General features: G+C 69.3%; 27 protein-coding genes. 20 read left to right on the top strand and 7 right to left on the bottom strand.

Annotated features, from left to right (window positions below; genetic code table 11):
* Positions 1-20: 20 nt before the first annotated feature.
* From AFER_RS07085 to AFER_RS07050, 8 genes are all read left to right on the top strand, one after another.
* Entirely contained in the window at positions 21-1,028 is a 1,008-nt protein-coding gene (locus tag AFER_RS07085; RefSeq protein WP_015798786.1) for a diiron oxygenase, read from the top strand.
* Positions 1,001-1,867, top strand: a complete 867-nt coding sequence (locus AFER_RS07080) for a 3-hydroxyacyl-CoA dehydrogenase family protein (RefSeq protein WP_015798785.1) — start codon at positions 1,001-1,003, stop codon at positions 1,865-1,867. The genes AFER_RS07085 and AFER_RS07080 overlap by 28 nt, the downstream gene beginning before the upstream one ends.
* Complete coding sequence (locus tag AFER_RS07075) at positions 1,861-2,649, top strand: enoyl-CoA hydratase/isomerase family protein (RefSeq protein WP_015798784.1); 789 nt, start codon at positions 1,861-1,863, stop codon at positions 2,647-2,649. The genes AFER_RS07080 and AFER_RS07075 overlap by 7 nt, the downstream gene beginning before the upstream one ends.
* A gap of 5 nt (positions 2,650-2,654) precedes the next feature.
* Complete coding sequence (locus AFER_RS07070) at positions 2,655-3,455, top strand: enoyl-CoA hydratase/isomerase family protein (protein WP_015798783.1); 801 nt, start codon at positions 2,655-2,657, stop codon at positions 3,453-3,455.
* Complete coding sequence (locus AFER_RS07065) at positions 3,452-4,084, top strand: TetR/AcrR family transcriptional regulator (protein WP_015798782.1); 633 nt, start codon at positions 3,452-3,454, stop codon at positions 4,082-4,084. Before AFER_RS07070 ends, AFER_RS07065 begins: the two co-directional genes overlap by 4 nt.
* Positions 4,081-4,518, top strand: coding sequence for a hydroxyphenylacetyl-CoA thioesterase PaaI (gene paaI / locus AFER_RS07060; protein ID WP_015798781.1), 438 nt, complete (start codon positions 4,081-4,083; stop codon positions 4,516-4,518). Before AFER_RS07065 ends, paaI begins: the two co-directional genes overlap by 4 nt.
* On the top strand, positions 4,515-5,714 hold the full coding sequence (locus AFER_RS07055; RefSeq protein WP_015798780.1) for an acetyl-CoA C-acyltransferase: 1,200 nt from the start codon (positions 4,515-4,517) through the stop codon (positions 5,712-5,714). The genes paaI and AFER_RS07055 overlap by 4 nt, the downstream gene beginning before the upstream one ends.
* A gap of 153 nt (positions 5,715-5,867) precedes the next feature.
* Complete coding sequence (locus AFER_RS07050; RefSeq protein WP_015798779.1) at positions 5,868-6,116, top strand: YgaP family membrane protein; 249 nt, start codon at positions 5,868-5,870, stop codon at positions 6,114-6,116.
* A gap of 82 nt (positions 6,117-6,198) precedes the next feature.
* Here the strand turns inward: AFER_RS07050 and AFER_RS07045 are convergent, their stop codons facing one another.
* Entirely contained in the window at positions 6,199-6,522 is a 324-nt protein-coding gene (locus AFER_RS07045; RefSeq protein ID WP_015798778.1) for a YbjQ family protein, read from the bottom strand.
* 72 nt (positions 6,523-6,594) lie between these two features.
* Positions 6,595-8,103 (bottom strand): long-chain-fatty-acid--CoA ligase, encoded by a 1,509-nt coding sequence (locus AFER_RS07040; RefSeq protein WP_015798777.1) that lies wholly within the window; start codon positions 8,101-8,103, stop codon positions 6,595-6,597.
* A gap of 252 nt (positions 8,104-8,355) precedes the next feature.
* Here AFER_RS07040 and AFER_RS07035 point away from each other — a divergent pair, with 252 nt between their 5' ends.
* A complete protein-coding gene (locus AFER_RS07035; protein ID WP_015798776.1) occupies positions 8,356-8,697 on the top strand; it encodes a DsrE family protein in 342 nt (113 codons plus the stop codon).
* Positions 8,698-8,784: 87 nt separating this feature from the next.
* Here AFER_RS07035 and AFER_RS07030 read toward each other — a convergent pair whose 3' ends face one another.
* The 3 genes from AFER_RS07030 to AFER_RS07020 form a co-directional block, all read right to left on the bottom strand.
* Complete coding sequence (locus AFER_RS07030; protein WP_218914776.1) at positions 8,785-9,219, bottom strand: PadR family transcriptional regulator; 435 nt, start codon at positions 9,217-9,219, stop codon at positions 8,785-8,787.
* Between the two features lie 153 nt (positions 9,220-9,372).
* Positions 9,373-10,521, bottom strand: coding sequence for an HD domain-containing protein (locus AFER_RS07025; RefSeq protein ID WP_083769332.1), 1,149 nt, complete (start codon positions 10,519-10,521; stop codon positions 9,373-9,375).
* Between the two features lie 22 nt (positions 10,522-10,543).
* A complete protein-coding gene (locus tag AFER_RS07020) occupies positions 10,544-11,296 on the bottom strand; it encodes an SDR family NAD(P)-dependent oxidoreductase (RefSeq protein ID WP_015798773.1) in 753 nt (250 codons plus the stop codon).
* A gap of 52 nt (positions 11,297-11,348) precedes the next feature.
* Between AFER_RS07020 and AFER_RS07015 the strand changes: the two genes are divergently transcribed.
* The 9 genes from AFER_RS07015 to aroA are packed head-to-tail and all read left to right on the top strand — an operon-like array spanning position 11,349 to position 19,344.
* Positions 11,349-12,815: an FAD-linked oxidase C-terminal domain-containing protein gene (locus tag AFER_RS07015; protein WP_015798772.1), complete on the top strand. Its 1,467-nt coding sequence runs from the start codon at positions 11,349-11,351 to the stop codon at positions 12,813-12,815.
* Positions 12,809-13,900: an FAD-binding oxidoreductase gene (locus AFER_RS11105; protein WP_015798771.1), complete on the top strand. Its 1,092-nt coding sequence runs from the start codon at positions 12,809-12,811 to the stop codon at positions 13,898-13,900. Before AFER_RS07015 ends, AFER_RS11105 begins: the two co-directional genes overlap by 7 nt.
* Complete coding sequence (locus tag AFER_RS07005; RefSeq protein ID WP_015798770.1) at positions 13,897-15,156, top strand: (Fe-S)-binding protein; 1,260 nt, start codon at positions 13,897-13,899, stop codon at positions 15,154-15,156. The genes AFER_RS11105 and AFER_RS07005 overlap by 4 nt, the downstream gene beginning before the upstream one ends.
* Positions 15,157-15,208: 52 nt before the next feature.
* The gene (locus AFER_RS07000) at positions 15,209-15,712 is read left to right on the top strand and encodes a GNAT family N-acetyltransferase (protein ID WP_015798769.1); all 504 of its coding nucleotides are present in this window, start codon (positions 15,209-15,211) and stop codon (positions 15,710-15,712) included.
* On the top strand, positions 15,690-16,385 hold the full coding sequence (locus AFER_RS06995) for a hypothetical protein (RefSeq protein ID WP_015798768.1): 696 nt from the start codon (positions 15,690-15,692) through the stop codon (positions 16,383-16,385). Before AFER_RS07000 ends, AFER_RS06995 begins: the two co-directional genes overlap by 23 nt.
* Positions 16,378-16,944 (top strand): SMC-Scp complex subunit ScpB, encoded by a 567-nt coding sequence (gene scpB, locus AFER_RS06990; RefSeq protein WP_015798767.1) that lies wholly within the window; start codon positions 16,378-16,380, stop codon positions 16,942-16,944. The genes AFER_RS06995 and scpB overlap by 8 nt, the downstream gene beginning before the upstream one ends.
* Positions 16,941-17,705, top strand: coding sequence for a pseudouridine synthase (locus AFER_RS06985; protein WP_015798766.1), 765 nt, complete (start codon positions 16,941-16,943; stop codon positions 17,703-17,705). Before scpB ends, AFER_RS06985 begins: the two co-directional genes overlap by 4 nt.
* Entirely contained in the window at positions 17,668-18,030 is a 363-nt protein-coding gene (aroH, locus tag AFER_RS06980) for a chorismate mutase (RefSeq protein WP_015798765.1), read from the top strand. The genes AFER_RS06985 and aroH overlap by 38 nt, the downstream gene beginning before the upstream one ends.
* 9 nt (positions 18,031-18,039) lie before the next feature.
* A complete protein-coding gene (gene aroA / locus AFER_RS06975) occupies positions 18,040-19,344 on the top strand; it encodes a 3-phosphoshikimate 1-carboxyvinyltransferase (RefSeq protein WP_015798764.1) in 1,305 nt (434 codons plus the stop codon).
* Here the strand turns inward: aroA and pspAB are convergent.
* Both pspAB and htpX read right to left on the bottom strand, forming a co-directional pair.
* Positions 19,341-19,946, bottom strand: coding sequence for a PspA-associated protein PspAB (gene pspAB, locus AFER_RS06970; RefSeq protein WP_015798763.1), 606 nt, complete (start codon positions 19,944-19,946; stop codon positions 19,341-19,343). The genes aroA and pspAB overlap by 4 nt on opposite strands.
* Positions 19,947-19,948: 2 nt before the next feature.
* Positions 19,949-20,917, bottom strand: a complete 969-nt coding sequence (gene htpX, locus AFER_RS06965) for a zinc metalloprotease HtpX (RefSeq protein WP_041661752.1) — start codon at positions 20,915-20,917, stop codon at positions 19,949-19,951.
* Positions 20,918-21,042: 125 nt separating this feature from the next.
* Between htpX and AFER_RS06960 the strand changes: the two genes are divergently transcribed.
* Together AFER_RS06960 and AFER_RS11100 are read left to right on the top strand one after the other, a co-directional pair.
* Positions 21,043-21,696: a (d)CMP kinase gene (locus AFER_RS06960; protein ID WP_171788965.1), complete on the top strand. Its 654-nt coding sequence runs from the start codon at positions 21,043-21,045 to the stop codon at positions 21,694-21,696.
* Positions 21,693-22,460, top strand: a complete 768-nt coding sequence (locus tag AFER_RS11100; RefSeq protein ID WP_015798760.1) for a lysophospholipid acyltransferase family protein — start codon at positions 21,693-21,695, stop codon at positions 22,458-22,460. The genes AFER_RS06960 and AFER_RS11100 overlap by 4 nt, the downstream gene beginning before the upstream one ends.
* Positions 22,461-22,478 lie beyond the last annotated feature (18 nt).

Here is a 22,478-nt window from a genome sequence, read left to right as displayed (position 1 = left end):
GCGGTGGCAAGGAGGGAACCATGACCGACGAACGGCAGTCGATGCCGCCCGAGATCGAGCAGCCCAACATCTTCCCCTTGTCGTGGGAACGTCACACGGCCAAACTCGAGGAGATCTGGGCGTCGTCGCAGCGAGAGTACTGGGATCCTGCGCGTCTGCCCTGGGACACGCTCCAGCCCGAGCGCATGAGCGACGAGGAGCGCGAGGCGATCGCGTACTGGTTCTCGCTCCTGTCGGTCTTCGACGCCTCCGCACCACCCGTGTTCGCGACGGCGCTCATTCACGCCTACGAGATCCACGAGGAAGATCCGGTGCGGCGTGCGTTCTTCTCGATCACCCGTGACGAGCAGAACCATGAAATTGTCTGCGGTGAGGCCATCAGTCGGCTCACCCCAGGTGGTCCACTCGACTACGAGCCGAAGACCGAGATCGGGCGCCTGGCCAAGCGCAACGTGGCATGGCTCTATCACAACGGAGCGCGCTACTGGAGTGGGTACCAAAAGGCGGTACCGCGCTACTCGATGGCGGTGCTCTTCAGTTCGTTCCTGATGGGGGAGGTGGCCTCCTCGACGCTGTTCCACCACATGTACACGCACACGCGTATCCCAGTGTTCCGTGAGGCGTTCCGCGCCATCGGTCGTGACGAGGGTCGTCACATGGCGATCTGCCTCGCGCTCATGGAGCGCGACTACCCGAAGATCGCGCCCGAAGATCGCGCCATCGTGACGAAGCAGATCCGTGCCGGTTACGTGTTCCTCTCGGGGGTTTTGTTCGAACCGCCGCACGACTTCTGGGATCTTCCCTCCGACTTCATCGACAACCAACGGGTGATTGAGGAGGTTGCTCGCTCCGGTGGACTCGGCATCGCGAGCTACGATGAGAAGCGCGAGAACTGGCGGCAGGCGATGCTCAACGTCAAGGGCGTTCTCGATCGCTACGGGATTCCGTTCCCGGCGATCCCGGAGGTGGGCATCACGGGGGAAGAGGTGTCGGACGTCGAGTGGGACGAGATCATCCCGGTGTTCTAGGGCAACCGCCAGCCATTCGCACGATCGTCGTGATCGGGGGCGGCACCATGGGGTCGGGCATCGCCGCCCAGGCGGTCGTGGCGGGCCGAGACGTCACGGTCGTCGAGGTCTCTGACGCAGCTGCTCGCCAGACGGTCGAGCGTGTCGAGAGGCTCCTCGACCAGGCGGTCGCTCATGGCGCCGAGCGGAGCGCGTTCGGTGCGGTTGCGGCTCGTTCGGGTCTCGATGCGGTCGTGGCTGCCGATCTCGTGATCGAGTCGGTCCCGGAGGTCGTCGAGCTCAAGCGCGAGGTCCTCCACAGTGCATCGAAGATCGCGCGTCGCGATGCGATCTTCGCGACGAACACGTCCTCGATCCAGGTCGCCGATCTCGCTTCCAGCGTCCAGGATCCGAGTCGGTTCGGGGGGCTCCACTTCTTCAACCCCGTCTTGCCGAGCCAACTCATCGAAGTCGTCGTCGGTGGCGCGACTTCGGAGGCAACGACGGACGCCCTCGTCGCGGCCGCAAGGGGCTTCGGGAAGGAGCCCATCGTGGTCCGCGATCGGCCGGGTTTTGCGACCTCACGGCTCGGGGTCTTGCTCGGCCTCGAGGCTGCTCGGATGCTCGAGGAGGAGGTCGCGAGCGCCGAGGACATCGATCGAGGCATGCAGCTCGGCTACCGCCATCCCGTCGGTCCGCTCCGGCTCAGCGACCTCGTCGGCCTCGACGTGCGGCTGCAGATCGCGCGCTACCTTGCGGTCCACCTCGGTTCGCGCTTCGAGCCGCCGCAGATCCTCATCGACAAGGTGGCGCGCGGGGAGCTCGGGCGTAAGAGTGGTCGCGGGTTCTTCGAGTGGTAGGGGACTACCCGCACCTGCACGTCGCGGTCGACGGTCTCGTGGCCACGCTGGCGATCGATCGACCAGAGGCGGCGAACGCCCTCTCGCTCGAGCTGGTCAACGAGGTCCATCGTGCGCTCGATGATCTGCGTGATGCCCCGCACCTGCTCGTGGTGACGAGCGCCGTGCCCGGTCGGTTCGTGGCGGGGGCCGACATCGCAGAACTCCTCGCTCGCGGCGAGGAGGATGCCCTTCGGGCCATCAACGTCGATCTGTTCGATCGGATCGCCAGGTGGCGTTGGCCCACGGTCGCCGCCATCGACGGCCCTGCGGTCGGCGGCGGCCTGGAGCTGGCGATGGCCTGTGACCTTCGCGTCGCTTCCACGCGAAGCTGGTTTCGTCAGCCCGAGGTTGGACTCGGTATTGTCGCCGGTGCGGGCGCGCACCGACGTCTGGTCGATCTCGTCGGGCTCGGTCGCGCGCGCCGGATGCTCCTGGCGGGCGTTCGTGTCGAGGCGGCCGAGGCCTACGAGTGGGGCCTTGTCGACGTCGTCGACGACGATCCGGTGGGGAGCGCCGTCGCTCTGGCGAGGTCGATGGCGTCCCAGTCGCTGCGCGCACTCGAGTTCACGAAGCTGGTCCTCGCCAGCGTCGAGCGGCCCTCGACGCGAACGGTGGACATCCTCGCACAGGCGGTGCTCTTCGAGAGCGATGAGAAGCGTGCGCGCATGGGGGCGTTCCTCGAGCAACGACAGCGACGGGGATCGACGGGCCCTGGCGCGGGTGATCCGGGGGGGAGGTGAGCGTCGTGGTCGAGCGATGGCCGGCTGTGGCCGAGGGGCGCGAGGAGCTCGTCGTCGACGAACGCCGTGACGGCGTTGCGTGGGTGTGGCTGAACCGCCCGGGCCAGCGCAACGCGACCACGGGACCTCTCGTGGAGGCGCTCGGCGAGGCGCTCCGACGGACGGAGGGGGCCAGAGCCGTCGTGATCGGAGGGGTCGGCCGCACGTTCTCGGCCGGTCGTGATCTCACCGAGATCGACCCGGACCATGACGATGCCGAGGGTGTGCTGGCAGGGACGTACCATCCGCTCTTCGAACAGCTGCGCTCACTCTCGGCACCGACCATCGCGGCGATTCATGGGGCTGCGCTCGGTACGGGTCTTGGGATCGCGCTCGCCTGTGACCTGGTCGTAGCGGCTCGCTCCTGTCGCCTCGGGTCGCCCTTCGCTCGTCTCGGGGCCGCGCCCGACTCTGGCGCGCACGAGGCGCTCTGGCGCGTGCTCGGACGTTGGCGGGCGATGTGGTTGATCGCGACCGGCGAACTCCTCCCGGCTGACGATCCGAGGGTTGCGCCGCTCGTGTCGCTCGTGGTCGACGACGAAACCTTCGAGCGCGCCGTCGCCGACCTCGCAGCACGGGTTGCCAGCGGCCCGACGCAGGCACTGCTGGCATCCCGGGCGCTGTTCGAGGAGCTCGGCGGCGAAGGTCGCCGCCGAGGCTTGGCTGCCGAGGCGCACCTGCAAGGCCAGCTCGCCGGCACCGATGACTTCCATGAGGGGATGCGCGCGTTCCAGGAGCGACGCGATCCGAGGTTCATCGGTCGATGACGGTGCCGAGTGACGAGCATCGCCGCAGTGAGATCGTGCGTGCGGCGAGCATCCTCTTTGCGCGCGAGGGTTTTCGTGGCACCTCCATGGCGATGCTCGCGAAGGCGGTCGGGCTGTCCAAGCCGGCGCTCTACCATTACTTCTCCACGAAGGAGTCGATCCTCGCGGCGATCCTGCTGGACTACGCACTCGATCTCGCCGAGGAGGTCGAGGCGATCGGCGCGAAGGAAGGTACGGCCGAGGCCCGCCTCCGTGCGCTCATCTGTCGGCTCGTCGAGCGCTACCAGGTCGAGGCGGACGTCCACCGGGTGCAGCTCAACGATCTCGAGCGTCTCGACGACGCAGAGCGTCGAGCGGTGCGCGACGCCGAGCGGCGCGTCGTGCGAGTCATGGAACGGCTCGTCGCCGAGCTGGCACCCGAGATGGACCCCCTCGAGCTTCCCGTCGCGGCGATGAGCGTGTTCGGCATCGTGAACTGGTACCCCACGTGGTTCAAGGAAGCCGATGGTCGTCTCGGACGCGCCGAGTACGGCAACTGGGTGGCGGACTTCGTCCTCGCCGGTCTGCGCTCGCACCAAGGGACGGCGCATCTCGCGAGCGGGTCCGATGGCAGGGAGGAGAGGTCGTGAGTCCAGTCGAGCTCGCCGAGGCCTGTGCGGCCTATCTGTGGGAGCACGACACCGCCTCGCGCTCGGCCGGGATGGCGCTCGAAGCGGTGGCTCCGGGGTACGCGCGGCTCGTGCTCGAGATCGACGAGGCCATGACGAATGGTCACGGGATCGCCCACGGCGGCGTGGTGTTCCTGCTCGCCGACACGGCGTTCGCGTTCGCGTGCAACACCTACGACGACGTCACCGTCGCGCAAGGCGCGGACATCAGTTTCGTGGAACCTGCCTACGTCGGTGATCGTCTCGTTGCCGAGGCTCGAGAGGTCGTGCGTCGAGGGCGTAGCGGTGTCTACGACGTCACCGTGACGCGTGATGGCTCGGTCGTGGCGGTGTTTCGGGGTCGATCGCGTTCGCTGGGTCGGCCGCTCCTCGAGCGACGTGGAGGTGTCCAATGAGTGCCTGGTTGGTCGGTGGGGTCCGTACCCCCTTTGGTCGTTACGGCGGTCAGTTGGCGTCCGTCCGACCGGACGACCTTCTCGCGACTGTTCTCGCGGGGGCCGTCGAGCGCGTCGGCATTCCGGTCGAGGCGATCGACGAGGTCGTGGCGGGGTGTGCGAACCAAGCAGGTGAGGACAACCGCAACGTCGCGCGCATGTCGACGCTGCTCGCGGGTTTCGGCGAGGGCGTGCCGGCCGTCACCGTCAATCGCCTCTGCGCCTCGGGCCTCGAGGCGATCGTGGATGCGGCGCGACGGATCGCGGTCGGAGAGGCCGACGTGGTGGTCGCTGGCGGTGTCGAGTCGATGAGTCGGGCACCGTTCGTGATGCCCAAGGCCGAGGCGGCCTTTGCCCGCTCTGCCACGGTCTACGACACCACCATCGGGTGGCGCTTCGTCAACCCGCGCCTCGCCGAGCGCTTCGGTGTCGACTCCATGGGTGAGACGGCGGAGAACGTTGCCGAGGAGTTCAAGGTCACCCGCGAGGACCAAGACCGCTTCGCGCTGCGGTCGCACACGCGCGCGCTCGCGGCGCAGCGTTCTGGTCGCTTTGCGGCCGAGATCGTGCCGGTACGGGTGGTGCGCGGTCGATCCGAGGAGGTCGTCGAGCTCGACGAGCATCCGCGTGAGACATCGCTCGAGGCGCTCGCACGACTGCGGCCGGCATTTCGTGTCGGTGGCACGGTGACCGCCGGCAACGCGAGTGGCGTCAACGACGGCGCGAGTGCCGTGGTCGTGGCGAGCGACGCCGCCCTCGCGCGTTACGGACTCGAGCCGTGGTGCGAGATCGTCGGCGGCCAGACGGCCGGCGTGCCGCCGAGGATCATGGGCATCGGCCCGGTCCCTGCGTCGAGGCGCTTGCTCGAGCGCTTCGGCCTCGGTGTCGCCGACCTCGACGTGGTGGAGTTGAACGAGGCGTTCGCGGCGCAGTCGCTGGCTTGCCTCGGTGAACTTGGCTTGCCGACCGATCCCGACGACGATCTCGTCAATCCGAACGGTGGAGCCATTGCCCTCGGCCATCCTCTGGGCGCGAGCGGTGCTCGTCTGGCCCTGACGGCGGCACACGAGCTCCGTGCTCGCGACGGTCGCTACGCCCTCGTCACGATGTGCGTGGGGGTTGGCCAGGGGGTCGCAGCCCTGCTCCGGCGCCCCTGACGTCGTGCCGTGCGAGGAGGACGCTCGCCTCGCGCGCTGGCATGTTCGCCGACGCTAGGGCGATGGTGTGGCGTCGGGATCCATCCGCGGACGTGGACGGCTCCGAAGGATGGGTGAGCCTGGTTGATGGCCAGGCGAACCCAAGGAGGAGTCATGGCAACCAAGGTTGGAACCCAGATGGCATGCCAGATGGCGCGCCCAGCGGGGCGTGCGGGTCGGGTCGTCGCCGGGCTCGTCATCATCGCCCTCGCGCTTACCCTCGCCCATGGCACCGCGCGAACCGTGGTGGCGATCGTCGGTCTCGTGCCGATCCTGGCCGGCCTCATCAACATCTGCGCGTTCTCCGCGCTGCTCGGGGGGCCACTGAGTGGCCGACGCGCGCGCTCGCTCAACGCACGTTAGGTTTGCGGGTCCGTCCGGCGTTGGGGCCACGGCCGGCCCCAATGCCCGCGGTGGGTCGCCCGACGGCGTCGGGGACGAGGGTTCAGCTCTTCGCGACGACCGTGACGGCGGTGCCGTAGGCGCAGATCTCGGTCCAGATGTCGCCGAGCTCGCTGGTGTCGAAGCGGAAAGCGAGGATGGCGTTGGCCCCCTTCGCCTCCGCCTCTTCTACCAAGCGCCGGGTGGCCTCCTCGCGACTTCGCGCGAGATTCTTGGTCATGCCCTTCAGCTCACCGCCGACGAGTGACTTGAGTCCTGCCCCCCACTGGGAGACTGCATTGCGCGAGCGTACCGTGAGTCCGAAGACCTCGCCCAGGACGGCGGTGACGTCGTAGCCCGGCAGGTCGTTCATGGTGCTGATGATCACGCACCCCTCCCTTCTGGCTCGGTGGAGCGCTGGCGTGCGGCGCCGAGGTGACTGATGACAACGGGTCGTAGGCTAGGAGCCGATCCGCGTCGAGCGTCCTGCCCAGAAGGGCTCGCGGAGGGTGCGCTTCAAGATCTTGCCGGCGCCTGACTTCGGGAGTGGGTCGCTCTGGAACTGGATGCGCTTCGGGACCTTGTAGGACGCGATGAGGGTGCGCAGGTACGAGCGCAGTTCGTCCTCGGTCACAGGCGAGCGGGGCACGACGACGGCGTAGACCGCTTCGCCCCAGCGTTCGTCGGGGATGCCGAAGACGGCAGCCTCGGCGACGGCTGGATGTCGATAGAGCGCATCTTCGACCTCGACGGTGTAGACGTTCTCGCCACCGGTGACGACCATGTCCTTGAGCCGATCGACCAAGAAGAGGTAGCCGTCGTCGGTGAGGAAGCCGAGATCGCCGGTGTGGTACCAGCCGCCTCGGAGCGCCTCGGCTGATTGGTCGGGGAGTTGCCAGTAGCCAGCCATCACGTTGTTGCCTCGGACGGCGATCTCCCCGATCTCGCCCGGCGGCACGGGGCGACCGTCGGGGTCGAGCGCGACGACGGTGACACCGAAGGCAGGCTGGCCCGCCGAACCTGCGAGGCGATCGTCGAGATGGAGCTCCTCGTGGGCGAAGGTCGTCGCGATCGGCGCGGTCTCGGTGGTGCCATAGAGATGGAGCAGTTCTGCCTGCGGGAACAGCACGTGGGCTCGCTTCAGGATCTCGAGGGGAGCCGGCGACGCGCCGTGGCTGAGGAGGCGGAGGCTCGAGACGTCACGGGGCTCGGTGGCCTGGAGATCGTTCATCGCGTTCAGCATGGTCGGCACGGCCAGGGTGCCGGTGGCTCGAGTCTGTTCGATGAGATCGAGGGCGCTGGCGGCGTCAAAGCTCGGGAGCATGGCCTGCGAAGCGCCGACCCAGCAGCACGTCAGCACGCAGCAGGTGCCCGCGGCGTGGAACATCGGTGCCATGACGAGCCAACGGTCGTCGGCGCGCATCCTCGTCCACTCGAGCGCAGTGACGGCGTTCGCGATGAGATTGCGGTGCGTAAGCATGACGCCCTTCGACCGGCCGGTGGTGCCGCCGGTGTAGAAGAGCCCGGCGACGTCGTTCTCGGTGGGGGCGTTCGGAAGCGGACCAGGAGGGGTGCGCTCGAGGAGGTCCTCGTAGTCGTCGGGCATGCGGACGACTCGTTCGACGCTGTGGTCGTAGGCGGCCGGATCGCGATCGGTGAGCAGGATGCGCACGCCGGCGTCCTCGAGGGCGAAGCTGATCTCGGCTGGGCTCGATCGCGTGTTGAGTGGCACGAGCACGAAACCCGCACCCGGTACCGCGAGGTAGGCCTCCACGTAGCGGTGGCAGTTGTCGGCGATGATCGCCACGCGATCGCCGGACGCAAGGCCAAGGCCCGCGAGGCCGTTGGCGAGGCGTCGAACGCGGTCGGCGAGGTCGCGGTAGGTGAGCGTCGTGGCGCCACACACGACGGCGGTGCCGTCACGAGCGATGAGCTCGGCGCGCATGAGCGGATCGCGTACGGTGTGCATGTCCCCCCTTGGCAACCACAGCGTCCGTCCCGACCGACCGGTCGGTTGGCAGGAGCCTAGCGACCCACGGTGTGCTCGCGCAACGGTTTCGTGTCGTCGACCGAGCAGAGGCGCCTCTCGCGCCCGGTCATCTCGGGCACGCGCTCGGAGCGAGTGAGCACTGCTCCCAGAGCGACGTGGTCGGCAAATTTCGGTGCACGTGCAACTGTAATGATGTGCACGAAAAGGGGGTGCTCGGGGTAGCCTGATGCCATGGCGAAGATTGCATTCTGGATCACAGCAGGGCCCGATCAGGTCGGGAAGGCGATGAGCGGACTCCGACTTGCGGAGCGTCTCAAGACGCGCCGTGGTGAGGACGTCAAGGTGTACCTCTTCGGACCGGGTGTCGCGCTCGCCGACGGGACGCACACCGAGGTGAGTGCGGTGCTCGCCGAGCTTCGCGAAGGCGAGGTCGAGGTTCAGGCCTGTCCTGCCAACGTCGATCAGCTCGGGCTGGATCACGCCGTGGTGGAGGCACAAGGAGTCGGTCTGCGTCCGGCCGGCGAGGTCCTCGTCGAGCTCGTCGAGGCCGGCTATCAGGTCGTCGGCGTCTAAGTCCGAGCGCGATCAGAGTCGCGCGTGAGGCCCGGCTCATGACCGGGCCTCACGTCCCTCGGGCCCGAACGCGCTCGAGCACTCGCGCTACTGCGCGAGGATCTGGTAGAGCGTTCGGCGAAACTCCGCGATGGCGCTCTGGGCAGCGTCACGCTGCTCTGGCGTCCCCGACATCGCGATCGTGCGCAGCGCGCCCATGACCTGAGCGATCTCGGGACCGAGTCGGGCGCCAGCCGGACCTGCGTGTGGCCCGGGCTCGTGCTGGAGTCGTTCGGCTTCCTCACGGCCTGCGTCGGTGAGCTGGTAGACGCGACGATCGCCATCGCTGGCGCTCGCCACGAGTCCTTGATCCTCGAGGAGCTGGAGCGTGGGGTAGATGGAGCCGGGGCTCGGCTGCCATGCGCCTCCACTCTGCTCGGCGATGAGGTTCATCAGCTCGTAGCCGTGCTTGGGCCCATCGAGGAGGAGCCGCAGGATCTCAGCTCGAATGCGTCCGCGCGGTGCACGTCCTCCGCGTCGCATCCCGCCGCCGAATGGCCCGCCTCCGAAGGGTCCGCCGCCGAAGGGTCCGCGAGCTCCACGATGCGGTCCTTCGCCGAAGGCTCCTTCACCTGGATGGTGATGGTGTCCGTGACACATGCCATCCTCCTTTCTAACGATATATCGAGTATATCGTTAGAGGCCCTCGCCTCGTGCACTGGGTGGCTCGGTGCGCCAGCCCAGCCAGGTCTTGGCGACGTCGAGCGCGAATCGATCGGTCATGCCTGCCACCCAGGCGACGGCAGCCCTCGTCGGCTCCGGCGAGGCTGCGACCTCGGGAACTGCGGTCGGGTTCGCGAGCAGGTAGTCCATGAGCGAGCGCAGGAGGGCGACGACGAAGGCCGCCTGGCGGCGTGAGGCAGGTCGGTCATAGATGCGCTCGTAGTTGAAGCGTCGCAAGTCGGCCATGGCTTCAGCCACGGCGGGGGAGAACCCGATCACCCCCTTCGTGACCGTCTGGTCGATCACGTCGCGAATGAGGGCGTCGAGCTGGTCGCCTCGGTGCGCGCCGAGCAGCTCTCGTACGCTCGCTGGCAGCTCGTCTCCCTTCACGATGCCTGCGTGGACGGCGTCTTCGAGGTCGTGGGCGAGGTAGGCGATCCGGTCGGCGAGGGAGACGACCTCCCCCTCGGGGGTCATGGGTCGCGGCCGTGACCACGAGTGGTTCTCGATGCCGTCGAGCGTCTCGACGCACAGGTTGAGCGAGCCGAGCGCCATGCGGGCACCCTGGACGGCGTGGTCATAGCCTTCAGGGAGGTAGGGGTCGAGCGCCGTCTCGCTCGGGTGCCCTCCTGGTCCGTGACCGCAGTCGTGGCCGAGCGCGATGGCCTCGACGAGCGTCTCGTTCAGGCGGAGCCCACGCGCGATCGCGCGTGCGACTTGGGCGACCTCGAGCGCGTGCGTGAGGCGAGTGCGCTGGTGGTCGCGGGGGAAGATGAAGACCTGTGTCTTGCCGGCAAGGCGGCGGAACGCGCTCGAGTGCACGATGCGGTCGCGGTCGCGTTCGAAGCAGGTTCGCAACGGGTCGGGAGCCTCTGGGACGGCTCGTCGTCCCGCCCCCTCGGCGCGGGTCGCGCCCGGAGCGAGGCTGATCGCCTCGAGGTCCTCGCGGGCCGTGCGTTCGTGAGGGGCGGGGCGCTCGAGTCGTGTCGGCTCTGGGTGGGCGCTCACGACACCCTCTGGGTGGAGCGTCCCGCCACTGGTCGCGAGCCATCCCTCCCGACGCCGGCTACTTCGGCTCGGTGAAGGGGCTGCGAGGTCGCTACGCCCGAGGGTCGAGGTCATGGCCTCGAGCGTAGGTGGACGCTCAGACGTCGTCGTGGCGGGCCACCTTGAAGGGTCCGAAACCCTGGTCGGTCGGCATGAACGCGACCGTGTTGATGTTCACGTGCGCAGGTCGCGAGAGCACGAACGCGATGACCTCGGCGACGTCGTCGGGACCGAGGGGTGTCATGCCTTCGTAGACCTCCGCGGCACGGGACTCGTCGCCGCCGAAGCGCGTGAGCGAGAACTCGGTGCCACCGACCATCCCTGGTTCGACGTCGGTCACGCGCACGCCCGTCCCGGCGAGGTCGGCCCGGAGGTTCAAGGTGAACTGGCGCACGAACGCCTTGGTCGCGCCGTAGACGTTCCCACCCGGATAGGGAAACTCGCCCGCCACGGAGCCGACGTTCACGATCGTGCCGCTCCCGCGCGCCACCATGTCGGGGAGGAAGAGGTGCGTGAGCCGTACGAGCCCGATGACGTTCGTCTCGATCATCCACAGCCAGTCGTCGAGCTGCGCGGCGTCGGCCCGTTCGAGGCCTCGTGCGCCGCCGGCGTTGTTGACGATGGCGTCGGGCACACCCACGATGGCGCGTAGACGGCCGATCGCCTGACCGTCGCGGACGTCCATCGCGACGGTGTGGATGCGCTCCCCGCCGAACTCGTCGGCGAGGTCTCGCAGGCGATCGTCGCGTCGACCGATGGCGATGATCTCCCAGCCGGCTGCGTGCAGGGTGCGGGCGGTGGCGAGCCCGATCCCCGCCGTTGCGCCCGTGATGACGACCTTCTGTGTCATCGTTGCTCCTTCCTCCTCGGGCGGATCACCCACCCGGGCTACACTTGCCGCCATGAGCGGGTCGACAGCGCTCGCGCGCTTTGCAGCGTTCGCGCGATCCGTCGCTGGTCCGGATGCGGTGATCGACGATCCTCGCGAGCGGCAAGCCTACAGCTGTGACGGCCTCACCAGCCATCGCGCCACTCCGGGTCTCGTCTTCGTGCCCTCGAGTCGTGACGAGCTCATCGTCGGGGTTCGCGAGATCATCCGTCTCGGCCTTCCCTTCGTAGCGAGAGGGGCCGGTACCGGCCTTTCGGGGGGCGCGTTGCCGGAGACGGACGGCGTCCTCGTCGTGCTCGCGCGGCTCACCCGTGTGCTCGAGATCGATCCCATCTCGCGGGTGGCCGTGGTCGAGCCAGGAGTCGTCAACCTCGACCTGTCGGCAGCGGTCGCTGGGGAGGGGTTGCTGTTCGCCCCTGACCCCTCCTCGCAGATCGCCTGCACCATCGGCGGCAACATCGCCGAGAACTCCGGCGGTGCCCACTGCTTCAAGTACGGCTTCACCACGAACCACGTGCTCGGTCTCGAGCTCATCGACCCGACGGGTGAGCTGGTCTTCGTGGGTGGGCAGTCCCTCGAGTCGCCAGGGCCGGACGTCCGCGGTCTCATCATCGGATCCGAGGGCACCCTCGGCATCGCCACGACCATCGTCTGTCGCCTCATCAACCAACCGTCCCTTCGTCGGACGCTGGTCGCCTACTTCGACGACGCGGTGCAAGCAGGGGATGCGGTGTCGGAGATCGTGGGGGCTGGCCTCGTGCCTGCCGCGATCGAGATGATGGATCGCCCGGCACTCGTGGCCTGTGAGGCGGCGACGCACGCCGGACTCGAGCTCGACTGGGGAGCCGCCCTGCTCGTCGAGCTCGATGGCCCCGCGGAGGAGGTGGACGAGGGCTTCGTCGCGGTCAGGGAGGCGCTCGCGGCCGCGGGGGCACGTTCGGTGTGGGTCGCGACGACGGAGGCCGAGCGCGAGCGCATGTGGCGTGCGCGCAAGGCGGCGTTTGCGGCGGCCGGTCGCGTCGCGCCCGCCTACATCGTCCAAGATGGCGTCATCCCGCGCACGTCGCTCCCGCGGGTGCTGGCGGCCATCGGCGACCTCGCCCGGGAGTCGGGGCTCGAGATCCTCAACGTCTTCCACGCCGGCGACGGCAACCTGCACCCTCTCGTCACCTACGACCCATCCGTCCCCGGCGAGGAGGCGCGCGCCGAGGAGGTCGCGGCCGCGATCCTCAGCCTCTGTCTCGCCGAGGGCGGCTCGCTCACCGGCGAGCACGGCATCGGGGTCGACAAGGTCTGCAAGATGCCCGAGATGTTCAGTGCGACGGACCTGTCCGTCTTCGCACGCGTGAGGACTGCCCTCGATCCCCGTGGCCTCGCCAACCCGGGCAAGCTGTTGCCGACCCCTCGCCTGTGCGGGGAGCAGGCGGGTCGGTACCGGCCGCATCCGCTCGAGGAGGCCGGGGTGGCGACTCGATGGTAGCGGCGCCCACCTCGATCGAGGAGGCGAGCCGACTGCTCGCCGGCCTCGAGCCCGAGCAGCCCGTTCGCATCGTCGGTGAGGGAACGAACCAAGAGCCTGTCGTAGCGGGCTCCCTCGAGCTTCGGACCACCGGACTCGACTGGATCGACGCCCGTGTGGACGACCTCACCGTCGCCGTCGGTGCCGGGGTACGCCTCTCCGAGCTCAACGCCGTCCTCGCCGAGGCGCGCCTGCGGATCGCGCTCGATCCCGTGGCCGACGGTACCGTCGGCGCCATGGTCGCGACGAGTGCTCACGGCGCCATGGTGTGGCGCTATGGCGGGGTGCGCGACCTCGTCATCGGCGCGACGTTGCTGCTGGCTGACGGTACCGTCGCGCATTCGGGCGGGCACGTGATCAAGAACGTCGCGGGCTACGACCTCGCCAAGCTCGTGTGCGGGGCACGGGGTCGGATCGCACTCGTCGGCGAGGTGGTGTTGCGCGCCCACCCTCGACCCCAGGCCGAGCGTGGTGTGCTGGTGGCGTCCGGTCCTGCCGAGCTCCGCACGCTCCTCGAGGTGTCGCTCGCGGAGCGGGTTGAGCCGGTCGCGATCGACTGGCTCGCAGCCTCGACCGAGGCGCTCGTGGTGTTCGAGGGCACCGAGCGCGGGGTCGAGGCGCAGTCCGAGCGGCTCGAGCGGGTGCTTCGTGCACACGGGATCGCCGCCACGGAGCTCGATGCTGCGCGTCTCGACGCGGAGCGGACGGCGCGGGCCGCGTTCCGGGTGCCTCGTGAGGGCGTGGTGCTGCGGCTCGCCGGCCGTGCCTCGCGGATGCTCGCGTGGCTCGAGCGCACGACGGCTCCTCCTGGGATCTCGTTTGCGAGCTATCCGGGTGCCGGTCTCGTCGACGTCGTCGCCGATCCGGGCGGGGCAGAAGCGCTCCCGGCACTGCTCGACGATGCGCGCCGCGAGGGTGCCGTCGGCGAGGTGCGCCGAGCCGAGGGGGTGGACGACGCGGTGGGTTTCGGTCTCGTCGACCGCTTCGCACATCCGCTCGTGACGCGACTCGCCGACGAACTCGATCCTGAGAGGCGGTTCCGATGACGGCGACCCACACGACGTCTCGCGCACGGATCGCCGAGCTCGCCGCGACGTGCGTCCACTGTGGGTTCTGCCTCTCCGCGTGCCCCACCTATGCGGTCACACGCGCAGAGGCGGATTCGCCCCGTGGTCGTATCTGGTTGCTCGCCGAGGAGGCCACCAGGAGCGGCCCCGTCGTCGCCGACAGGGTTCGACTGCACATCGATCGCTGCATCGGCTGTGAAGCCTGCGTGCCTGCGTGCCCTTCCGGCGTGCGCTACGACGAGATCATCCATCTCGCGCGTGGACTCGTCGAGCCGGGGCGGCCGCTCGCCGATCGAACGTGGCGTCGGTCGCTCGCCCGGCTCTTCCCCTCGGCTCGTGCGAGCGCAGCCGCACTCGCGCTCGGTCGGCCGTTGTTCGCCCTTCGTCCGGCACTGGCGCGGGGGGGTGGGTTCGGACGACGCGTTGCGCGCGCGCTCGACGAGGGCCGTGTCGCCGATCGACGCCACGGTGGGCAACCTCGCATCACGTCCTCGGCCCGATCGCCTCGTCGACGCGTCCTGCTGCTCGCTGGATGCGTCGCCTCGGCTGCGCTCGGGTCCACGAACGACGACGCGGTGAGCGTGCTCGAGGCCGAGGGCTACTCGGTCGAGGTGCTCGAGAGCGTGTGCTGTGGTGCGCTGTCTGAGCACGCTGGCGACGAGGCGGCTGCTCGCCGTCATGCGCGGCGCATCATGGCAGCACTCGCCGATCGTGACGAGTCGGTGCGGCTTGTGGTGACCTCTGCTGGGTGCGGGGCGCACCTGCGTCGCTACGAGTGGATCGTGGGGGAGGAGGGCGCGGCGGTCGCGCGCGCCACCATCGACATCACGGAGTTGCTCACCGAGGACGCACCCCGAGCCCCCCGCGGAGCCATCGAGGCTCGTGTCGCGGTGCACGACGCGTGCCATCTCGCCTTCGCACAGGGGATCGTCGATGCCCCCCGGGCGCTGCTCCGCCAGATCCCCGGTCTCGAGCTGGTGGACGTCGGCGGGCCGCGCTGCTGTGGGGCTGGCGGACTCTACAGCCTCCTCGAGCCCGAGCTCTCGACGCAGGTCGGTGAGCGCAAGGCACGCGCGGTGACCGAGACGGCCGCCAGCGTGGTCGCAAGCCCGAACCCGGGCTGCACACTGCAGCTGCGGGCGCTGCTCGGACCAGAGGTCGACGTCGTGCATCCGGTGACGCTGGTCGCCCGCTCGATCGAGGCTGCTCGTCGAGGCGCGACGCCACGTCGGTGACGGTACGCTACCGGAGTGCCGTGAGCTCGGCGGAGAGGGCGAGGAGGCAGAGGTGAGCGACGTCACGATCCGCAGTGTCGGGATCGACGACGTGCTCGAGGTGCGCGCGGCCGTGCTGCGGCCGGGCAAGCCCGCCGATGCTGCGCGCTTTCGGGGGGACGAGGATCCTCGGAGCCTCCACCTCGCGGCCTCGCGTGCGGATGGTTCGACCATCGGCGTCGTGACTGTGGTCCTCGAGGCCCCTGGCCCTGCTGCGGCAGACGTGCTCGCGGGGACGCTCGATCCTGAGGGACGGGCCTGGCGCCTGCGGGGCATGGCGGTGGTCGAGTCGGCGCAGCGTCGCGGGATCGGTCGCATGCTCGTCTCCGAGGCGCTGGAGCGGTTGACGGCCGAGGAGCGCGGCCCCCGCGGGATGTTCCTGCACGCGAGAGCGTGGGTGCTCGGCTTCTACGAACGTCTTGGTTTCACGGGCGTCGGGGCGTCGTTCGAGGTTCCCGGCGTCGGTCCGCACGTCATGATGGTGATGAGGTTCGATGGGGCCAACGAGCCTCGCTGAGGCGGTCGAGGCCGTCAGGGCCCAACGGCTCGATCCGAGCTCGCTCGAGCTCGGCGCGCTCGTCGAGAGCGCCCTCGTCGGCATCGACGACCCCGAGGTGCTCGGTGGGGCGTTGGTGGCTGCGAGTTGGTTGCTCGCGAGATGGTTGGGCGCGCTCACCACGGAGCCGGACGAGGAGGTGCTCGAGCTCGCTGACGAACGTCGTGAGCGGGTGCTCGTCGCGCTCGCGCTGCAGCGGGCGATCTCGCGGGCCGCAGGGCAGCTCGCGCAGCGACTCGGCGATCAGGACGCGGTGCTCGCGCGAGCGGTTCCGGTGCCCGAGCCGCCGCTCGCACCGATCGATCCAGCGTCGCTCCGGGCAGCACTCGTCGGGTTGGAAGGTCGCGGGCGACGGGCCGTTGGCACCGTCACGCTGCCGAGTCAGATGGTACGGATCGAGGTGGTCGCCGAGCGGGTACTCGCTTCGGTACGCGCACGTCGTCGTACGACCTTCCGCGACGTCGTACGCGGGTGGCGAGCACTCGAGGTCGTCGTGGGCTTCGTGATCGTGCTCGAGGGCTACGCGCTCGGCGCACTCACCCTCGAGGTCGTCGGCGACGAGCTGTGGGTGGGACTCGTCGACGACGACGCGGCACGGGCGTTGGTTGGGATCGGCGTGGCGTCGCATGACTGACGAGCGCGCGCCTGGCGCCGCCGATCCGGCCGAGCTCGGCGCAGCGATCGAGGCGGTGGTCGGCGCCTGCGGGTCCGTCGCGATCGGCGAACTCGCCGAGCTCCTCGAGCGCGACGTCGCCGAGATCGAGGCGCAGATCGCGGCCGCCGAGGCCGCCCCCGCTCGGGGGGTACGCGTGCGCGTTCGGGATGGGTTTGCGGTCTTCGAGGTAGTGCCGGAGTACGCGGCGCTCGCTCGTCGGGCGCTCGGGGTCGCGGACCGGCGCCTCTCGCGAGCTGCGCTCGAGGCGCTCGCCGTCGTCGCGTATCTGCAGCCGGTGACGCGCGCGCAGGTGAGCGAGGTCCGCGGCGTCGTCTCGGACGGAGTCGTGCGGACGCTCCTCGAGCGTGGCCTCATCGAAGAGGTCCCCTCGAGTGACCCTGTCGCCTTTCGAACGACGACGGCGTTCCTGGTGCGTGCGGGGCTCGGCTCCATCGAGGAGCTGCCGCCGCTCGGTCGCTACGTGCCGAGCGCGGCCGAGGTGGCCGAGCTCGAGACCGAGGTGCGCGGCCAGTCGTGAGCGCCGAGTCGGTCAAGGTGCACGTCCTGCTCGCGCGAGCTGGCTGCGGTTCGCGTCGGGTCCTCGAGGACGCGATTCGCGACGGTCGGGTGCGGATCAACGGCGAGGTTGCCACGATCGGTGCGCGGGTGCGTCCGGGCGTCGACCGTGTGGAGTTCGATGGCCTCGAGATCGCGACCGAGGAGCAGCGCGAGTACTGGCTCCTCAACAAGCCGCGCGGCGTGGTGTCGTCGGTGGTCGATCCCGAGGGGCGCCCGACCGTACGCTCGCTGGTGGCGACCACGTCGAGGGTGTATCCGGTGGGGCGTCTCGACGTCGACAGCGAGGGTCTGTTGATCCTCACGAACGACGGCCCGCTCACCTACCAGCTGACCCATCCGCGGTTTCACGTGCCCAAGGAATACCTCGTGTGGGTCGATCGGCCCGTGCCGAGACGCCTCGGGCGGGAACTGCGCGAAGGGGTCGAGGTCGACGGTGAGCTCCTTCGTGCCTCATCCGTCGGTACGGTCGGTCCGAGGCTGGTGCGCATCGTCCTCACCGAAGGCCGCAACCGCCAGATCCGTCGGATGGTGGGCGCGGTCGGACTCAGCGTTGAGCGGTTGGTGCGGGTGCGGATCGGTCCGCTCGTCGACCCTCACCTCCCTCCGGGGGTCGCGCGCCGACTCGAGCCGCGTGAGCTCGCACGCCTGCGTCGTGCGATCGGGGCCGCTAGCCTGTCGGCCCATGGCGCTACGGGGGTTGCGGGGAGCGACGACGCTTGACGAGGACACGCCCGAGGCGATGCGCGAGCGTGTCCAGGAGCTCGTGAGCCGCATGCTGGCGGCGAACGGCATCGGCAAGGAGCAGCTCGTCTCGATCCTCTTCACCGCGACCGACGATCTGCACTCGCTCTTTCCTGCCACCGCAGCCCGCGAGATCGGCCTTGGTGACGTGCCGTTGATCTGCGCGCGCGAGCTCGACATCGTGGGGGGAACCCAGCGGTGCGTGCGCGTGCTGATGCACCTCGAAGACGAGCGACCCCGGAGCGCCTTCCACCACGTCTACCTCCATGGCGCGGTCGGTCTGCGAGACGACCTGCCGGCCTAGGTCACGAGCGTGGACCTCGTCATCCGGCCGGGTGCACATGCCCCCTCTGGCGTGCTCGAGCCGCCGCCCGACAAATCCATCAGCCATCGAGCGCTCCTCGGCGCGCTCCTCGCGCGGGGAACGACGATCGTCGAGGGCCTCTCGCGCGCGCTCGACGTCACCGCCACGCTCGAGGCGATCCGTGCCTTCGGGGCCGTCGTGTCGGAGCGTGCGAACGGCACCCTCGAGATCGACGGCCCCGGCATCGAGGGCCTCGTCGAGCCCGAAGGCGTGATCGACGTCGGCAACTCGGGAACCCTCGCGCGGCTCGGACTCGGGGTCGCGACGCTCGTGCCTGGCCTCGTGGTCATCGACGGGGATGCGTCGGTGCGCCGGCGGCCGATGGCACGCGTGATCGAGCCGCTGCGGAGCCTCGGCGCGGTGATCGACGCGCGAGGGGGGGCTCGCTGGCTGCCTGCTGCCGTGCGCGGCGCGCGGCTTGCGGGCGGGACCATCGAGCTGCGTGTCGCCTCGGCCCAGGTCAAGTCGGCCCTGCTGTTGGCTGGCCTTGGGGCGGCGTCGGCGGTGAGCGTCGTCGAGCCGGTCGCGACCCGTCCGCACACGGAAGAACTCCTCGGTCTGCTCGGTCTCGAGGTCGACGAGGAGGAGCTCGCCGATGGGCGACATCGGGTGAGCGTGGTGCCCGGCACACCGCGCCCCGTCGAGCGCATCGTGGTCGCGCGTGACCCCTCGGCTGCGGCCTTCTTCGTGGTGGCCGCGGCAGCGACCCCGGGAGCACGGCTCGAGGTTCGTGGTGCCTACCTGGGGCCGACGAGGACGGGCTATCTCGACGTGCTGCGGCGTATGGGCGCCGAGATCGAGGTGCTCGGACGCGACACGGTGATCGTGCGCGGCGCCGCGCTCGGCGCGACGACGATCGTCGCCGACGAGGTGCCGAGCCTGATCGACGAGGTCCCCGTGCTCGCCGTCGCCTTTGCTGCCGCTCGGGGCACGAGTCGCATCGAGGGAGCTGCGGAGCTACGCGTCAAGGAGTCCGACCGCATCGAGACGACGGCTCGGATGCTCGAGGCCTTCGGTGCGACGGTCGAGACCTCGCACGACGGCTTCGTGGTCGAGGGCCCGACGAGCCCCAGCGGGCCCGTCCTCGTGGATTCGGTGCGTGACCATCGGATCGCGATGAGTGCGGCCGTCTGGGCGGCCACCCAGGGCATCGGGGCGCGCATTCGCGACGCCGAGTGGGTCGCGACCAGCTACCCCGGCTTCGTCGACGATTTCGTGCGGTTGTGCGAGGCCGTCGTCCGAACCGAGGATTAGGTCGTCGAGCCCGTGCCGTCTTGGGCGGCGGCAGGTGGCGGGTCGGGGATGTCCCACAGGGGGAACCAGCGCGTCAGGTCCTCTTCGACGGGGAGATCGGAGCCCACCACCGCCTTCAGTGACAGTTCGCGCTCGTTGTCACGTTGTTCGTGGCCGGTGGGGACGAATGGGTAGAAGGTGCCGCGCTTGTAGAGGTAGACCCAGAAGACGGGCTGGGCGCCTGTGGTGTCATGGAAGGCGAACAGTGAGCAGAGGAGCTGAGGGCCGAATCCATGGTCCTCGAGGCTCCGGTTCACGGCGTGCACGGCCGTGACCAGGGTCTCGAGATCCGCGGCGCGAAGGAGGACCCAGCGATAGCCGAAGCCATCGGTGGCCTGCGTGACCGTCGTGTCGGTCAGCTCGGCGAGCACGTCGCGGAACTCGTGCTCGGTGTTCGCGAAGGCGGCTCCCGAGGCGGGCTTGAAGACCACCGCGCCCCATCCGTCGCTCGTGAGGTTGGCGGCGACCTCGAGCGTGATCGCTGCCCCCGGGAGCGCGAAGAGGGCGTCCACCTTGGGCTGGGCCACCTTGGTGCGGCCGAAGAGGGTGTCGAAGAACCCCACGCCTACTCCGCCGTACCGAGTTGGCGCTCGAGCGCATCCAGTTGGGCGATGCGCTTCTCGAGCGAGGGATGGGTCGAGAACAGCTCGCCGAGGCCGATGCCACCGCGAGGTGCGATCGCCGGGGTGAAGAAGAACGCGTTGAACGCCTGGGCGCTTCGGAGGTCCCGCGTCGGGATCTGTCCCATGGCGCCCGAGATGCGCAAGAGCGCCGACTTCAGGAGCGCGGGACGCCCGATGAGGATCGCGCCGGAGCGATCGGCAGCCAGTTCGCGGTAGCGGCTGAGCGCGCGGATGAGGAGGAAGCTGATGGCGTACACGATCGCCGAGACGAGCATGATCAGCATCTCGACGGCGACGAGTTGGCCGCCGCCTTGCATCTGCCCCCCACGACCACGTCCCCCGCCGTAGCCCAACCCACCCGAGAAGAGCTCGGAGTAGAACATCACCCGGATCAGCAGGCCGGCGAGCACGCCGATGAACGATGCGATGGTCATGACGGCGACGTCTCGATGGGCGACGTGGCTGAGCTCGTGGGAGAGGACCGCCTCGAGCTCTTGGGGGGAGAGGCGGCGCTGGAGGCCGCGCGTCACACACACGACCGCCTTCGACGGGCTCCGGCCGGTGGCGAAGGCGTTCGGGATGTCGAGTTCCGACACGGCGATCTTCGGCATGGGCATGTCAGCGAGGGCGGCGAGTCGCTCGACGATCTGGTAGAGCTGCGGCTCCTGGTCCTCGGTGACGAGGTGGCCACGCATGCCGAAGAGCGCGATCTTGTCGGCGTAGAAGTACTGCACGAAGAGGAAGATCGCCGCGATGACGACCACGGTGAGCGCGCCGACGCCGACGGCGATGAGCAGTCCGAAGAACAGGACGTACACCAGCCCGAGGAGGAAGATGGTGAAGGTCATCCGTGCCGTCAACCCGCGATCCTTGGCAAAGCGAGTCGTTCTGCTCACACCCAACTCCTTCATCCGACGCCGACCTAGTCATTGTGAGTGTGTCCGGACAATCCGAGAATGACCTGAGCCCAGAACTCGAATTCGCACGGAGCGCACCCGCACGTCCCGTCGGTTGCTCCTCACTAGCCTACCTGGCCGTGGAGGCGAGATCTCGGCACGATGGGGCCGTAGCCCAGCGCCGCCGTCTCGTGATCGCGATCGACGGCCTCTCAGGGACCGGTAAGTCGACTCTCGCGGTGCGGCTCGCCGACGATCTCAAGATTGCCTGTATCAACACGGGGCTCTACTTCCGTTTCGCTGCGCACCTCGCCGAGGCCGAGGGGTTGGCACCGGCGGAGGTGGCCGAAGAGCTCCGGCGCGTCGGCGACCCGCTCGCTCGCTACCGCGAGGCCGAAGCGCTCGGCGCGCGCCTGCGCGATCCCACACTCACCGAGGTGCTTGCCGTGCTGACGCAAGATCGCCTGGTTCGTGACGCCGTCCTCGCGCTCGAGCGAGCCGACATCCACGCGCTCGGTTCGGCGGTCGTCGAGGGTCGTGACATCGGGACGGTCGTCGTTCCCGACGCCGAGCTCAAGCTGTTCCTCGTCGCGCGGGACGCGGTGCGTGTGGCGAGGAGACACGACGAGGGTGTCGCGGTGCTCGCGCGGGATCGGGTCAACGCACGCCGCGCTGTGGCGCCGGCGTTGCCTGCCGCCGATGCGATCGTCGTCGACACGTCGGACGTCTCCGTTGCAGCACTCGCCGTGCGGGTGGGCGAACTCGTGGCGGCGCTCTCGGAGGTGCCTGCGTGATCGAGGTCGGCTCGTTGGCCCAGCGGGCCTTCTACCGCGGCGCGCGCGAGCTCGTCCGGCTGGCCAATCGGGCCATGTTCGCTGTCGCGGTCGGGTTCGAGGAGGCGCTGCCCCCGGCGCCCTACATCCTCGCGCCGACGCATCGCTCGAATCTCGACACGCCCTTCATCGGCTCGATCACGGGCGAGCCGATGACCTACATGGCCAAGTCCGGCGTCATGGAGGCACCGGGTTTCGGCGCGCTTCTGCGGCTGCTCGGTGGATTCCCGGTGCACCGCGAAGCGACCGATCGGGAGGCGATCGAGCTCGCGCTCGCGGCGCTCGGCAGCGGGCGCTCGCTCGTGGTGTTCCCCGAAGGGACGCGCCGTCGCGGCGAGCGCGTGGAGGGCATCGAGGAGGGAGCGGCCTACCTCGCCTTGCGGGCGGGCGTGCCGGTCGTGCCGGCGGCCATCGCCGGGTCGGAGCGGGCGATGCGCCCTGGATCTGCACTGATCCTCCCGGCTCCCGTGGCGATCGAGGTTGGTCGAGCCCTCTGGCCCGGCGAAGTTCGCGCATCCTGGGCCGGGCGCGTTCGGCGCCAGGAGATCCGCCAGCTCAGCGAGATGCTCGAGTCCGAGCTCAATCGGCTCCTCGCTGCGGCTCGACGCTCGCGAGCCCTCATCGTCGCCTCCGGGCGGCGGGTGGCGTCTGATCCGACGCAGCTGCCGAAGCTCCCTCCGGTCCATGAGCGTTCGATCCGTCTCGACGGGACGCAGGCGATCTGACGGATCGACCGACGTAGG

Source organism: Acidimicrobium ferrooxidans DSM 10331 (genome assembly GCF_000023265.1).
GTDB lineage: Bacteria > Actinomycetota > Acidimicrobiia > Acidimicrobiales > Acidimicrobiaceae > Acidimicrobium > Acidimicrobium ferrooxidans.
This window is presented reverse-complemented; position numbering and strand designations above follow the sequence as displayed.

What these genes read in the sequence shown, in the direction of transcription:
- AFER_RS07035 (WP_015798776.1), top strand. Translation starts at nt 8,356, where the DNA reads ATGGCGAAGATTGCATTCTGGATCACAGCAGGGCCCGATCAGGTCGGG.
- AFER_RS07065 (WP_015798782.1), top strand. Translation starts at nt 3,452, where the DNA reads ATGACGGTGCCGAGTGACGAGCATCGCCGCAGTGAGATCGTGCGTGCG.
- AFER_RS07025 (WP_083769332.1), bottom strand. Translation starts at nt 10,521, where the DNA reads ATGACCTCGACCCTCGGGCGTAGCGACCTCGCAGCCCCTTCACCGAGC.
- AFER_RS07020 (WP_015798773.1), bottom strand. Translation starts at nt 11,296, where the DNA reads ATGACACAGAAGGTCGTCATCACGGGCGCAACGGCGGGGATCGGGCTC.
- scpB (WP_015798767.1), top strand. Translation starts at nt 16,378, where the DNA reads ATGACTGACGAGCGCGCGCCTGGCGCCGCCGATCCGGCCGAGCTCGGC.
- AFER_RS07055 (WP_015798780.1), top strand. Translation starts at nt 4,515, where the DNA reads ATGAGTGCCTGGTTGGTCGGTGGGGTCCGTACCCCCTTTGGTCGTTAC.
- AFER_RS07030 (WP_218914776.1), bottom strand. Translation starts at nt 9,219, where the DNA reads ATGCGACGCGGAGGACGTGCACCGCGCGGACGCATTCGAGCTGAGATC.
- AFER_RS07015 (WP_015798772.1), top strand. Translation starts at nt 11,349, where the DNA reads ATGAGCGGGTCGACAGCGCTCGCGCGCTTTGCAGCGTTCGCGCGATCC.
- AFER_RS07050 (WP_015798779.1), top strand. Translation starts at nt 5,868, where the DNA reads ATGGCAACCAAGGTTGGAACCCAGATGGCATGCCAGATGGCGCGCCCA.
- AFER_RS11105 (WP_015798771.1), top strand. Translation starts at nt 12,809, where the DNA reads ATGGTAGCGGCGCCCACCTCGATCGAGGAGGCGAGCCGACTGCTCGCC.
- AFER_RS07005 (WP_015798770.1), top strand. Translation starts at nt 13,897, where the DNA reads ATGACGGCGACCCACACGACGTCTCGCGCACGGATCGCCGAGCTCGCC.
- AFER_RS07085 (WP_015798786.1), top strand. Translation starts at nt 21, where the DNA reads ATGACCGACGAACGGCAGTCGATGCCGCCCGAGATCGAGCAGCCCAAC.
- aroH (WP_015798765.1), top strand. Translation starts at nt 17,668, where the DNA reads ATGGCGCTACGGGGGTTGCGGGGAGCGACGACGCTTGACGAGGACACG.
- htpX (WP_041661752.1), bottom strand. Translation starts at nt 20,917, where the DNA reads ATGAAGGAGTTGGGTGTGAGCAGAACGACTCGCTTTGCCAAGGATCGC.
- AFER_RS06995 (WP_015798768.1), top strand. Translation starts at nt 15,690, where the DNA reads ATGGGGCCAACGAGCCTCGCTGAGGCGGTCGAGGCCGTCAGGGCCCAA.
- AFER_RS07040 (WP_015798777.1), bottom strand. Translation starts at nt 8,103, where the DNA reads ATGCACACCGTACGCGATCCGCTCATGCGCGCCGAGCTCATCGCTCGT.